The following is an 11,750-nucleotide window of genomic DNA, read 5'->3' as shown; positions in this document are numbered from 1 at the left end:
TGGTTCCGTAGCTTAGCGGGCATTGAGATAGGCGCCTGTTGCGTGCAGCTGTTCTTCGGCACGCTTGAGGCCTTCTACTGCCTTGGGGCCTGCCTGGGCCAGCAATTGCGCTATCAGGATTTCGACCAGGGCCAGCGCCGGTGTGCTTGAGGGGAAGAACGAAGGCGTGTTCGTTGAAAATACCAGGACGCAGTCGGCCTGCAGGGCGATGGGAGCGACCACGCTGTCGCAGATGGCCAGCACCTTGCTGCCCGCCTTGCGCGCGGCGTCGGCGACCTGCATGGATTCGTGCGAGTAGGGGGCGAAGCTGATGATGACGGTGGCATCGCGCCGATTGATGGCCCGCAGTTCCATTTCGAGCGTGCCGGCATCGCTGCGCAGCAGTGACACCGAAGGCCGGAATAGCCGGTAAAGGTATTGGAAGGTGAAGGCCGGCGCATACGACGCCCGGAAACCCGCGATGTGTACATGCGGGGCAGCAGAGAGCATCCGTGTGGCTGCTGCCATGCGCCCCGCGTTGGCTTGGCCCAGTGCCTGAATATTGTCGGCCTGTACGGCAACGGCCTGCCCCAGCGCGGTGGGGTTGGCGTCGCGCACCAGCTTGCGCGCCTGGACGGCGTAGCGCTTGGGCTCGCTGCGCAGGGCCTGAACATAGATACGCTTGAGATCGTCCCAGCCTTGGTAGCCCAATGATTGAGCCAGGCGTACCAGCGTTGCCGGCTGCACACCCGCCTGCTCGGCAATGCGGCGCATGGAGGCGACGGGGATATCGGCAGGACAATCTATGAGATAGCGCGCGCCGATCTGGAACTGCGGCGTCATGTTGGCGAAGTCGCGTTGTATGCGGGCGACAAGCGCCGGCATGTTCTGGGGAGGCGGGGCAGGGTAGGGTGTCATGGGTGGGCGTGCTTTGCCAGACATGGTTGATTTATTTGTTGAGAAGTATATGATACACGAAACATTTGTTGAAATTTACAAGGCCCGCACTGCCATGTCCCACGTTTTTCACCGCAACCCCAAAACCCATCTGGATTTCGCCGTACGCGGCGAAGGCGTACGCCTGTTCGACCAGAACGGCAAAGGCTATATCGATGCCTCCGGCGGTGCAGCCGTATGCTGCCTGGGTCATGGCCATCCGGATATCATCCGGGCGATCAAGCAGCAAGTAGACCAGGTCGCCTATGCGCACTCATCATTCTTCACCACCCACGCGGCAGAAGACTTGGCCGACTTCCTGGCCCAGAAAGCGCCTGGCGATCTGGATCACGTGTATTTTGTCTCTGGCGGTTCCGAAGCGGTAGAAGCATCGCTCAAGCTGGCCCGGCAGTATTTTGTCGAAATCGGTCAACCCACGCGCCAGCATTTCATCGCTCGCCGTCAAAGCTATCATGGCAATACATTGGGCGCCTTGGCAATAGGGGGTAACGAGTGGCGTCGCAAGCCTTTTTTGCCGCTGTTGATACCTGCCTCTCATGTGTCGCCGTGCTATCCCTATCGCGATCAGCGGGCCGACGAAACCGAAGAGCAATACGCGCAGCGCCTGGCTAACGAGCTCGACGCAAAAATCATCGAACTGGGCCCCCAGAACGTCGCCGCGTTCGTGGCCGAAACCGTCGTGGGCGCAACCGCTGGCGCATTGGCGCCTGTGCGCACCTATCTCAAGCGCATACGCGAAGTCTGCGATCGTCACGGTGTCCTGCTCATACTCGATGAAGTCATGTCCGGCATGGGGCGTACGGGTCATTTGTTTGCCTGCGCCGAAGACGGCGTCGTGCCCGATATCCTCGCCATCGCAAAGGGCCTGGGCGCGGGCTACCAGCCCATTGGCGCCATGCTGGCCAGCACGCGCATCTATGATGCCATTGTCAGCGGCAGCGGTTTCTTCCAGCATGGCCATACCTATATGGGGCATGCCACCGCCTGCGCGGCTTCCCTGGCCGTACAGCAAGTAATTGAACGCGAACATCTGCTCGATAACGTGCTGGCGCGCGGAGAGCAGCTGCGCGCAGAACTGCGCACTACGCTGGCAGATCATCCTCACGTGGGCGATATCCGCGGCCGCGGTTTGTTTGTGGGCGTCGAGTTCGTCCAGGACAAGGCCAGCAAGGCCACGCTGGACCCCGCTCGGCAAATACATGCTGTGCTCAAGAAGCAAGCCCTGCAAAATGGCTTGATGATGTATCCATCCGGCGGCACGGTGGATGGTGTTCATGGCAATCATGCCTTGCTGGCGCCGCCCTTCATCTGCACCGAAGACGACATCACCGAAATCGTACGCTTGTTCAATCTTAGCCTCCGGCAAGCACTGCCGGCCTGACACCCAGAAGGAACCCCCCATACATGGCACGCATCCCCTACGCCGACCTCAGCCACCCCGATGTCAGCCCTTTGGTCGACCAGATTATTGCCGAACGCGGCAGCGTTTTGCATCTGTACCAGATGCTGTTGCAAAGTCCGCCGGTCGCGCGCGGCTGGCTCAATCACCTCACGGGTATCCGTCACAACACCTCGCTGGCCGGCAATGTGCGCGAAATGGTCATCATGCGCATCGCGGTGCTCAACGGTGCCCCCTACGAGGCCGATCAGCATGCGCCGATCGCGCTCAAAGAGGGCATGACACAGGCTCAGCTGGATGATCTTGATGCCTGGGCTGCCTCCAGCCTCTTTAGCCCCCTCGAACGCGCCGTGCTGGCCTATACCGATGCCATGACACGCGATGTGCAAGTGCCGGATGCCGTCTTCAACGAGGTCAGGCAGCACTTCGATGCTCGCCAGCTCGTTGAGCTTACCGCCACGATCGCCACCTACAATATGGTGTCGCGCTTTCTCGAAGCACTGCAAATCCACTCGCACGACGAACGCAGTTAGCCTACGCCATGCGCAGCCGCAACGAAGCGGTTGTTTTCAATAGCCATGGGGTCGAGCGTTCTTGTTCCCGGCGTTTGACATCCTCCCGCCTAAAGCCGGGGAGGATGTCAAAATAAGGTGTCTGCCCGCGTTTCAATGATTCCAGAGCACATCAGGCTGGCCTTCTGCGCGGTTCAACGCCCGTGCCAGCACAAAGCACAAGTCCGATAAGCGATTAAGGTACTGACGCACGGGTTCATTCACGGGTTCGCTGCGGCCCAATGTCACAACGGAACGCTCAGCGCGTCTGCAGACGGTGCGCGCCATATGGGCGAGCGAGGCGGCGCGTGTGCCGCCAGGCAGAATAAACTCTGCGAGTTTGCCCAGCGAAGCGTTGTACTCGGCCAGCGCCTCATCGAGCACCACAACATGTTCCGCGTTCAGGGCCGTATGGCCCGGAATGCACAATTCCGCACCCAGGTCGAACAAGTCGTGCTGCACTTGTCCCAGCAGTCCATCGATGTCCTGGGGCAATGTTTCCGATCGCCAAAGCCCGATCAGGCTGTTCAGCTCGTCAACATCACCCATCGCAACGATGCGCGGCGCATCCTTGTCGACTCTGACGCCATTGCCCAGGCCGGTGGTGCCCTGGTCTCCCGTGCGGGTGGCGATGACAGATAGGCGGGTGGCCATGTGGATGCTCCTGATAGCAGTTAAGGGTGGGAAACGACGGTATCCAGTGTAATCAAACAGCACACATGCTGAAGCTGAGGTGTCTGGCCGTATGATTTGTCGCTTCAGTGCACACATGAAACCCGTTGAAGCAACTATGCTGGCGCATATGGAACGATACAGGCGGCGACGCCTGTTTGGCGTTATGCTTGAACCGTACTACAGCCGGAGTTTAGCGTATGTCTTTAGCGAACAATCGAAGTATGCAGGTGATTGCCGCCGCACTGGCGGTTACATCGTTTTATTCTGTTCAGGCAGTTGCGCAGGAAGCCAGCGCCTCGGGTGAGGTACGGCGCGTGGATATCAAGGCCGGCAAGATCACGATCAAGCACGGGGCCATCTCAGACCTGGAGTTGCCCGCCATGACGCTGGTCTATCATGCCGACCCTGCGCTGCTGGCAGAGGTCAAGCCGGGCGACAAGGTCAGGTTCAAGGCAAAGCGGGAAAACGGCCAGTACGTGGTGACCGAAATCTCTAAGTAAGCGGTTCGGGCCTGTGCATGTGCCGGGGTGTCATGCCAAACCTCCAGTTGAAGCCGGCAGCTGAGACGGTGAACTGAAATGCTGCGGCCTACAGCACGACTCCCCAGAGGCGTTGAACTGCACCCAAAAGCTGGACATCAATGAACTGCACCCCAACAGGTTGGACATCAATCTCCAACCTGTTGGGGTGTTTCTCATGGCAATGCCGAACGCTGGATTCCTAACGCTTAAAGTACGTAGCGGGCCAAGTCCTGGCTGGCGGCGGCTTCTTCCAGCTTGGAATCCACGTAGGCCGCATCGATGGTGACCGTTTGGCCACCGCTGGCGGTTGCATCGAACGACAAGTCTTCCAGCAGCTTTTCCATCACGGTATACAGGCGGCGGGCGCCGATGTTTTCGGTGCGCTCGTTAACCTCGAAGGCCAGCTCGGCCAGCCGGCGTATGCCTTCCTGGGTAAAGTCCAGCGTGACATCTTCGGTAGCCATCAATGCACTGTATTGCTTGGTGAGCGAGGCATCTGTATCGAACAGAATGCGCACGAAATCATCCGCCGTGAGCGAGTCGAGCTCCACGCGTATTGGAAAGCGCCCCTGCAGTTCGGGGATGAGGTCTGAGGGTCGCGACAGATGGAAAGCGCCCGAGGCGATGAAGAGGATATGATCCGTGCGCACAACGCCATATTTGGTGTTGACCGTCGTGCCCTCGACCAGAGGCAGCAGGTCGCGCTGCACACCCTGACGCGAGACATCGCCACCCGAATGTTCCTGGCGTGTGGCGATCTTGTCGATTTCATCAAGAAAGACAATGCCATTCTGCTCGGCGTTTGTCACCGCGGCGGTGCGGAGGTCGTCTTCGTTGATGCGCCGGCTGGCTTCCTCTTCGGTCAGCAGCTTGAAGGCTTCTTTGACCGACATTTTCTTGGGTTTCTTTTTGTCGCGACCCAGACCGGCGAACATGCCGCGCAATTGCTCGGTCATTTCTTCCATGCCGGGCGGGGCCATGATTTCCATCTGCGGCGCCATCTGGGAGACTTCGATTTCGATTTGCGTGTCGTCCAGCTGGCCCTCGCGCAGACGTTTGCGAAACACCTGGCGGGCGTTGCTGTCTGTGCGTTCTGGCTCGCCCTGCGCATTGCGGGCGGGCGGCACCAGCGCGTCGAGGATGCGGTCTTCAGCGGCATCTTCCGCCTGGGTGCGCACACGGCGCATTTCAACATCGCGCGTTTGCTTGACCGAGATTTCGACGAGGTCGCGAATGATGGTGTCGACATCGCGCCCGACATAGCCCACTTCGGTGAACTTGGTCGCTTCGATCTTGATGAAAGGCGCATTGGCCAGTTTGGCCAGACGCCGGGCGATTTCGGTTTTGCCCACGCCGGTGGGGCCGATCATCAGGATATTCTTGGGAACGATTTCATGGCGCAGGGGCTCTGGCACCTGCTGACGGCGCCAACGATTGCGCAGCGCAACTGCCACCGAGCGTTTGGCGCGGTCCTGCCCGACAATGTTTTTGTCGAGTTCGGAGACGATTTCTCCGGGAGTCATATTGGTAGCGGACATAATCGGATTCTGAATAGGGTCGGAAGACGTCGGTGCTTACGCGCGCCGCCTACAGTGTTTCGACGAGATGGTTTTGATTGGTGTAAATGCACAGGTCTCCCGCGATCTCGAGCGACTTCTTGACGATCTCGGCGGGAGGCATGTCGGTATTCTGCAAGAGCGCCATGGCGGCGGATTGCGCATACGCACCTCCCGAGCCGATGGCCGCCAGCCCGTGCTCGGGTTCGAGCACATCGCCGTTGCCAGTAAGCACCAGGGTGTGCTCGTTATCGGCAACGATGAGCATGGCCTCAAGGCGTCGCAGCATGCGGTCGGTACGCCAGTCTTTTGTGAGCTCTACAGCGGCGCGCATGAGATTGCCTTGGTATTTTTCGAGCTTGGCCTCGAAGCGCTCCTGTAGCGTAAAGGCATCGGCCGTGGCGCCGGCAAAGCCTGCCAGCACCTTGTCGTTATATAGCCGGCGGATCTTGCGGGCGGTGCCCTTGATGACAATGTTGCCCAGCGTGACCTGTCCGTCGCCGCCTAGGGCGACGTCGTTGCCACGCCGGACGCAAACAATGGTTGTAGCGTGAAATTGTTCCATGGAATCTTCCTTTTGAATTTGTCAGATGGGGGCGTCATCCGCTGATTCAAGAGGAAGCATGTAACAAGGCCGCGACCGGTGCCGGAATGCAACCGATCGCGGAAGACGGTGGACGCTTAGTCTCCGTAGAGTTTCTGGCGCATTTCGCGGCGTTCCTGCGCTTCGAGCGACAGGGTAGCCGTGGGGCGCGCCAGCAGGCGGGCAACGCCGATCGGTTCGCCGGTTTCTTCGCACCAGCCGTATTCGCCGGAATCGATGCGCGAAATGGACTGCTGCACTTTCTTGAGCAGTTTGCGTTCCCGATCGCGCGTGCGCAACTCCAGCGCATGTTCTTCCTCGATGGTCGCGCGGTCGGCGGGATCGGGGACGAACTGGGTTTCGCGCAGGTTTTCGGTCGTTGCGTCGGCGTTGTTAAGGATGTCTTGCTCCAGTTCCTTCAGGCGGTTCCTGAAGAAAGCGAGCTGATCCGCGTTCATGTAGTCGGCCTCAGGCATTGCCAACAGCTCTTTCTCGGTCAGCAAGTGGCCATGGGTCTTTGTAGCGGCTGATTTGCTAGCCATGATATGTCCTCTTGTTTTAGTGTTGGTACGTTGAACCAGTACAGCTTTCCTGCCTTGTATGCAGATGGTTCGTAATCAGACCAAGCATTGTTCCAGGCCCCGGGTGAATATCTCCTGGGGAAGTTTACGGCCTATGAACACCATTTTGGTATTAGGCTTTTCACTGGATAACCAAGGTTTTCCAGGCTCGGCGCCCATCATCATGTGTACGCCCTGAAATAACATTCGGCGGTTGATTCCCTTCAGGTACAGAATGCCTTTGTAGCGGAGCAGGTCGGGGCCATAGACCTGGACAATGCCGCCCAGGAATTCTTCGAGCCGCTCCGGATCGAAAGCTTTGTTGGAACGGAATACGAACGCCCCGATTTCGTCGTCGTGGTGCGCGTGATGATGGTCGTGATGGTGATGGCCGCATCCTGGCCCGCAATCGCCTTCGTGGTCATGATCGTGGTCATGGTCATGATCGTGATGGTCATGGCCATGTTCATGGTCGTGCGCGGCATCGGGATGCTCGTCGGCCAGGAATGCCGGATCGATATCCAGAATGGTATTCAGATTGAAGCCGCTGATGTCCAGCAGCGCCGCGATGTCGGTTTCGCCGAAATTGACCGGCGTAATCGACGCACGCGGATTGATATGCACGATGCGCGAGCGCAACGCAGCGTAATCCGCCTCGTTGACCAGATCTTTTTTTGAGATCAGGATGCGGTCGGCAAAGCCCACCTGCTTTTGGGCTTCTTCCTGTTTGTCCAGGGTTTCCATGCCATGCTTGGCGTCGACGATGGTAATGACCGCGTCAAGCCGATAGTATTCGGCGATGTCGTCGTCCATGAAGAACGTTTGGCAGACAGGGCCCGGGTTGGCCATGCCGGTGGTTTCGATAATAACCCGCTCGAACTTGAGTTCGCCGGCCTTGCGCTTGATACGCAGGTCGTTCAAGGTGCGCATGAGATCGCCGCGTATCGTGCAGCAGACACACCCGTTGCTAAGCTCGACGATTTCTTCTTCGCTGTCTTGCACAAGAAGATCGTTGTCGATGCTTTCGGGGCCGAATTCGTTTTCGATGACGGCAATGCGCTTGCCGTGATATTCGGACAGAATACGCTTAAGGAGCGTGGTTTTCCCCGCGCCCAGAAAGCCGGTAAGAATGGTAACCGGCACCATTTGATCAATGTTTGCGGCGTTCATGGCTTGCCTCGCAAGGCGCGGTGCCTATTTTGCCGCCAACGCTGCAGCTGGCGGCAAAATGCTGTTTTTGGTTAACCGCGCAAAAAACTTCAACGTGCGATTACATCACAGCATCCACTTTAGGGCAAATACGGTCTGCAAGTCGGTGTAATTGCTGATGCAGGCAGTATCAGGTGGCGTCTTAATGGCAGTGCCGGGCGGCGTCCTGGCCCCTGCAGTCCGCACATAGCGCCCGAAGCTCGGTTTCGTGGCCCGACAGCGTAAAGCCCGCGGCCTCGACTTTTTTGGCCAGTTGTCGGTTCAGGGAGGGGTCGCTGAGCTCTGCCACCGCCCCGCACTGGGTACAGACCACCAGCAGATCATGCGGCTTGCCCGCTGCGTCAAGGCAGGCGGTCCAGGCATTGATGGCATCCAGACGGTGGACCAGCCCTTCTTCGACCAGGAAATCAAGGGCGCGGTAGACCGTGGGCGGCGCCGCGCCGGGCTGCACATCGCGAATGATATCCAGCAGCTCGTAGGCTTTGACGCTGCGCTGCTGGGTAAGCAGGATTTCGAGCACTTTACGGCGGATTGGGGTCAGCCGTTTGCCGCGTTCGGTGCACAGGGATTCGGCCGTACGCAATTGTGTGGAGAGTGAGGGTGAATGTCGCGTAGGATTCTCGGGCATGGCGTGGGCTCTGGTTTGCGTTCTCCCGTGCTTGCTGGCCAGGATGGGGTAGGGCGTTGGAGGGGCCTGGGAGCAATAGTATCAGTGTAACCGTAGTCCGTTAACCGGTACAGACGGCGATTAGCCTGCAAAAAAGCACTGGATGTTATAACATAACAGACTTGTCAGCCTTTTAACACCTTCCTGGCCTTATTCATGTTTCGGATCAAATCACCCGCCAAGCACGGCGCCGTCCAATATCGCGGCACGGCGCTGCTTGCTTCGGGTACTCGCCGCCTGGCTCGAGTGGTACCCGCCATCCTGTTTTTATGGGTGTTGGTGGCCTGGGCCATGAGCGAAGGGTAGGGAGTGGCCGTGCTTGATACTGCTCACAACCACCCCGGCCAGGCTTCGACTACGTCACGGGTTACCGGCGTTCCCGTCATTGCGCTCGATCAAGTCTCTCTGGGTTGGCGCGACCGCATTGCGGTGCGCGATGTCACCGGCGCGTTCTCCTGTGGCTCTCTCACGGCCATTGTGGGCCCTAATGGCGCAGGCAAGTCAACGCTCATCAAGGGCATTACCGGCCTCCTGAGCCCCTTGCGTGGCCATATCCGGCTGGTGGGTGATTCTGCGTCCCGCATGGCCTGTCTGCCACAGCTGTCCGAGCTGGACCGCAGTTTTCCCATCACCGTTTACGATCTGGTCGCCATGGGCGCCTGGCAGCGTGTGGGCGCCTGGCAAAACGTGGGCGCACATGAGCACGAGCGCATCCAGGCCGCGCTCACGCTGGTTGGGCTGGCCGATTTTGGGCGGCGCATTATTGGCACATTGTCGGGGGGCCAGCTGCAACGTGCGCTTTTTGCGCGGCTTATGCTGCACGACGCCGATATCCTCTTGCTGGACGAACCCTTCGCGGCCGTTGACCGCGCCACCACAGAAGACCTCACGGCGCTCATGCATGCGTGGCACAGGGAGGGCCGTACGGTCATCGCCGTGCTGCACGATCTCGATTTCGTGCGCATGCATTTTCCTCAGTCGCTGCTCATGGCGGGCCAGGTGGTAGCCTGGGGGCCTACCTGCGATGTCCTGACGCCCGAAAACCTCCATCTGGCGCGCCACCTCTGCGCAGGAGACTACCTGTGATGTGGTTGTTCGACTGGCTGGCCGGCCCGTTTATCGATTATGGCTTCATGCGCCGCGCGCTCGCAGGCTCGTTTGCGCTGGCCTTTGCGGCAGGGCCGCTCGGGGTGTTTCTTGTGCTGCGGCGCATGAGCCTGATGGGCGATGCCATGGCACATGCCATCTTGCCGGGTGTCGCCGTGGGTTTTCTCACCGCGGGGCTGTCGCTGACCGCGATGACCATAGGCGGTGTGGTCACAGGCCTGGTGGTCGCGCTGCTGGCTGGCGCCGTCGCCAGGCTGACGCCGCAGCGCGAAGACGCAAGCTTTGCCGCGTTTTATCTGGTGTCTCTCGGTCTGGGAGTGCTGCTGGTTTCGCTCAGAGGGTCCAATATGGACCTCATTCATGTCCTGTTCGGCTCTGTGCTGGGGCTGGATAATGCGTCGCTGCTCCTGGTCGCGTCGGTATCCACTTTCACCTTGGCCAGTCTGGCCCTGATTTTCAGGCCGTTGGTGCTCGAATGTCTGGATCCCCAGTTTTTGCGCAGCCAGGGAACCGCAGGCACCATTATCCATATGGTGTTTCTGGTGCTCCTTGTACTCACAATGGTGGCGGGCTTTCAGGTGCTGGGCACACTGATGGTGGTTGGCATCATGATGCTCCCCGCCACCGCGGCGCGTTTCTGGGCAGGCACGGTAGGGCGGCAGATGGTGCTGTCCTCTGTCTTGGGAACGCTGTCTTGCTACCTTGGCTTGCTCTGTTCGTATTACGCCAATGTACCGGCTTCCCCTTCGATCATCTTGGCGGCAGGATGTATCTATTTCCTGTCGGTTTGTCTTGGCCCTCATGGGGGGCTCTTACAGGCGGCACGCAAGGCGCGCGACCGCCGTGCACGTTTATCCCGCATCTTGGAGTAATCTGATGAGCCGAACACGCATTGCTGCTTTTCGTGTTTTACGTCACCGGACGCTGGCCCTGCTTGCAGGCGCGGCTTTTGCCTTTGGGGGCGCCGCCGCAACATGGGCTCAGACTGCCTCGCAGGGCGCGCCGCTCAAGGTTGTGGCCACCTTTTCGGTATTGGGCGACATGGTGCACGAGGTCGGTGGCGAGCATGTGCAATTAACGACCATCGTTGGGCCTAATGGCGATGCACACACCTTCGAGCCCACGCCCAAAGACGTCAAGGCGTTGGCCCAGGCCGATGTACTGGTGCTGAATGGGCTGGATTTCGAAGGCTGGCTACCCAGGCTGCTCAAGGCATCGGGCTTCAAGGGTACGCAGGTATTGGCCTCCCAGGGGGTCACGGTGCGTACCCTCGAGGCTGGCGAGTTTTTCGCGGGCCAGGGACGACATGGGCACGATGACGCGTCTCACGCCGGGCACAGCCATGATCACGGTACGCACACCCCGCACGATCATGCGAAATCATCCGCCGGACACGATCACGAAGATCACGACGAGGACGATCATCACCACAATGTGGGAGACGTCGATCCCCATGCCTGGCAGGATCTCTCCAACGGTGTGCTTTATGCGCGCAATATTGCCGAGGGCCTGGCCTTGGCAGATCCTACGCATGCCAATTACTACCGCAAGCGCGTGGATCTTTACGTCACGCAGATGCAGAAGCTGGATGCCGAAATCAAGAACGCCTTCAAGGATATCCCCACCGCCCGACGCACCATTATTACGTCGCATGATGCCTTTGGGTATTTCGGGCGGGCTTATGGTCTGCGCTTTATTTCCGTGGCGGGTTTCTCCAGCGAGGCAGAGCCCACCGCCCGCGACGTGGCAGCCATCATCGACTTGGCGCGCAAAAAACATGTGGCTGGCATCTTTGTCGAAAACATCACCAATGCGAAGCTGATCGAGCAGATTGCCCGCGAAGCCAAGGCCAAGGTTGGCGGTACGCTGTATTCAGATGCGCTGGCACCCGAAGGCCAGCCTGCGGGAACCTACCTGGGCATGTTCTCCTGGAACGCGGGGCAGTTGATCAACATACTCAAGCCTTCTGCGCAATAAGCGCGCCCT

At 59.3% G+C, this 11,750-nt stretch carries 14 protein-coding genes; 7 read left to right on the top strand and 7 right to left on the bottom strand.

Going from position 1 to position 11,750, the window contains the following annotated elements; translation table 11 throughout:
- Positions 1 to 12 precede the first annotated feature (12 nt).
- Positions 13 to 897, bottom strand: coding sequence for a MurR/RpiR family transcriptional regulator (locus tag ERE07_RS12525; protein WP_130009217.1), 885 nt, complete (start codon positions 895 to 897; stop codon positions 13 to 15).
- Positions 898 to 991: 94 nt separating this feature from the next.
- On the opposite strand from ERE07_RS12525, the gene ERE07_RS12520 reads away from it, so the two are divergent.
- Complete coding sequence (locus ERE07_RS12520; RefSeq protein WP_130009215.1) at positions 992 to 2,317, top strand: aspartate aminotransferase family protein; 1,326 nt, start codon at positions 992 to 994, stop codon at positions 2,315 to 2,317.
- A 23-nt stretch (positions 2,318 to 2,340) separates the two neighbouring features.
- The gene (locus tag ERE07_RS12515; RefSeq protein WP_130009214.1) at positions 2,341 to 2,868 is read left to right on the top strand and encodes a carboxymuconolactone decarboxylase family protein; all 528 of its coding nucleotides are present in this window, start codon (positions 2,341 to 2,343) and stop codon (positions 2,866 to 2,868) included.
- 132 nt (positions 2,869 to 3,000) lie between these two features.
- Here the strand turns inward: ERE07_RS12515 and ERE07_RS12510 are convergent, their stop codons facing one another.
- Positions 3,001 to 3,540, bottom strand: a complete 540-nt coding sequence (locus tag ERE07_RS12510; RefSeq protein WP_130009212.1) for a cob(I)yrinic acid a,c-diamide adenosyltransferase — start codon at positions 3,538 to 3,540, stop codon at positions 3,001 to 3,003.
- A gap of 218 nt (positions 3,541 to 3,758) precedes the next feature.
- Between ERE07_RS12510 and ERE07_RS12505 the strand changes: the two genes are divergently transcribed.
- Positions 3,759 to 4,061, top strand: a complete 303-nt coding sequence (locus ERE07_RS12505) for a copper-binding protein (RefSeq protein WP_130009210.1) — start codon at positions 3,759 to 3,761, stop codon at positions 4,059 to 4,061.
- Between the two features lie 227 nt (positions 4,062 to 4,288).
- Here the strand turns inward: ERE07_RS12505 and hslU are convergent, their stop codons facing one another.
- From hslU to ERE07_RS12480, 5 genes are all read right to left on the bottom strand, one after another.
- On the bottom strand, positions 4,289 to 5,620 hold the full coding sequence (gene hslU / locus ERE07_RS12500) for an ATP-dependent protease ATPase subunit HslU (RefSeq protein ID WP_130009208.1): 1,332 nt from the start codon (positions 5,618 to 5,620) through the stop codon (positions 4,289 to 4,291).
- 49 nt (positions 5,621 to 5,669) lie between these two features.
- Positions 5,670 to 6,203, bottom strand: a complete 534-nt coding sequence (hslV, locus tag ERE07_RS12495; RefSeq protein ID WP_130009206.1) for an ATP-dependent protease subunit HslV — start codon at positions 6,201 to 6,203, stop codon at positions 5,670 to 5,672.
- Positions 6,204 to 6,319: 116 nt separating this feature from the next.
- Positions 6,320 to 6,763 (bottom strand): RNA polymerase-binding protein DksA, encoded by a 444-nt coding sequence (gene dksA, locus ERE07_RS12490; protein WP_130009205.1) that lies wholly within the window; start codon positions 6,761 to 6,763, stop codon positions 6,320 to 6,322.
- Between the two features lie 75 nt (positions 6,764 to 6,838).
- Positions 6,839 to 7,951 (bottom strand): CobW family GTP-binding protein, encoded by a 1,113-nt coding sequence (locus ERE07_RS12485; protein ID WP_130009203.1) that lies wholly within the window; start codon positions 7,949 to 7,951, stop codon positions 6,839 to 6,841.
- Positions 7,952 to 8,132: 181 nt separating this feature from the next.
- On the bottom strand, positions 8,133 to 8,618 hold the full coding sequence (locus ERE07_RS12480) for a Fur family transcriptional regulator (RefSeq protein WP_130009202.1): 486 nt from the start codon (positions 8,616 to 8,618) through the stop codon (positions 8,133 to 8,135).
- Between the two features lie 195 nt (positions 8,619 to 8,813).
- Here ERE07_RS12480 and ERE07_RS21710 point away from each other — a divergent pair, with 195 nt between their 5' ends.
- The 4 genes from ERE07_RS21710 (at position 8,814) to ERE07_RS12465 (ending at position 11,741) form a co-directional block, all read left to right on the top strand.
- A complete protein-coding gene (locus tag ERE07_RS21710) occupies positions 8,814 to 8,963 on the top strand; it encodes a hypothetical protein (RefSeq protein ID WP_167670876.1) in 150 nt (49 codons plus the stop codon).
- Between the two features lie 78 nt (positions 8,964 to 9,041).
- Positions 9,042 to 9,743, top strand: coding sequence for a metal ABC transporter ATP-binding protein (locus ERE07_RS12475; protein WP_209021146.1), 702 nt, complete (start codon positions 9,042 to 9,044; stop codon positions 9,741 to 9,743).
- Complete coding sequence (locus ERE07_RS12470) at positions 9,743 to 10,636, top strand: metal ABC transporter permease (protein ID WP_130009436.1); 894 nt, start codon at positions 9,743 to 9,745, stop codon at positions 10,634 to 10,636. The genes ERE07_RS12475 and ERE07_RS12470 overlap by 1 nt, the downstream gene beginning before the upstream one ends.
- A 4-nt stretch (positions 10,637 to 10,640) precedes the next feature.
- Positions 10,641 to 11,741 carry a metal ABC transporter substrate-binding protein gene (locus tag ERE07_RS12465; RefSeq protein WP_130009199.1) on the top strand — a complete coding sequence of 367 codons (1,101 nt, stop codon included), beginning with the start codon at positions 10,641 to 10,643 and terminating at the stop codon, positions 11,739 to 11,741.
- Positions 11,742 to 11,750 lie beyond the last annotated feature (9 nt).

It is taken from the genome of Allopusillimonas ginsengisoli (assembly GCF_004153455.1).
Lineage (GTDB): Bacteria > Pseudomonadota > Gammaproteobacteria > Burkholderiales > Burkholderiaceae_B > Allopusillimonas > Allopusillimonas ginsengisoli.
The sequence above is the reverse complement of the archived record's forward strand: the minus strand, read 5'-3'. Positions and strand labels throughout refer to the sequence as shown.

Bases quoted from the DNA above. Each gene is read 5' to 3' on its own strand.
- ERE07_RS12505 (WP_130009210.1), top strand. From the start codon at position 3,759: ATGTCTTTAGCGAACAATCGAAGTATGCAGGTGATTGCCGCCGCACTG.
- hslU (WP_130009208.1), bottom strand. From the start codon at position 5,620: ATGTCCGCTACCAATATGACTCCCGGAGAAATCGTCTCCGAACTCGAC.
- ERE07_RS12465 (WP_130009199.1), top strand. From the start codon at position 10,641: ATGAGCCGAACACGCATTGCTGCTTTTCGTGTTTTACGTCACCGGACG.
- ERE07_RS12480 (WP_130009202.1), bottom strand. From the start codon at position 8,618: ATGCCCGAGAATCCTACGCGACATTCACCCTCACTCTCCACACAATTG.
- ERE07_RS12510 (WP_130009212.1), bottom strand. From the start codon at position 3,540: ATGGCCACCCGCCTATCTGTCATCGCCACCCGCACGGGAGACCAGGGC.
- dksA (WP_130009205.1), bottom strand. From the start codon at position 6,763: ATGGCTAGCAAATCAGCCGCTACAAAGACCCATGGCCACTTGCTGACC.
- ERE07_RS12470 (WP_130009436.1), top strand. From the start codon at position 9,743: ATGTGGTTGTTCGACTGGCTGGCCGGCCCGTTTATCGATTATGGCTTC.
- hslV (WP_130009206.1), bottom strand. From the start codon at position 6,203: ATGGAACAATTTCACGCTACAACCATTGTTTGCGTCCGGCGTGGCAAC.
- ERE07_RS12525 (WP_130009217.1), bottom strand. From the start codon at position 897: ATGACACCCTACCCTGCCCCGCCTCCCCAGAACATGCCGGCGCTTGTC.
- ERE07_RS12515 (WP_130009214.1), top strand. From the start codon at position 2,341: ATGGCACGCATCCCCTACGCCGACCTCAGCCACCCCGATGTCAGCCCT.
- ERE07_RS12485 (WP_130009203.1), bottom strand. From the start codon at position 7,951: ATGAACGCCGCAAACATTGATCAAATGGTGCCGGTTACCATTCTTACC.
- ERE07_RS12520 (WP_130009215.1), top strand. From the start codon at position 992: ATGTCCCACGTTTTTCACCGCAACCCCAAAACCCATCTGGATTTCGCC.
- ERE07_RS21710 (WP_167670876.1), top strand. From the start codon at position 8,814: ATGTTTCGGATCAAATCACCCGCCAAGCACGGCGCCGTCCAATATCGC.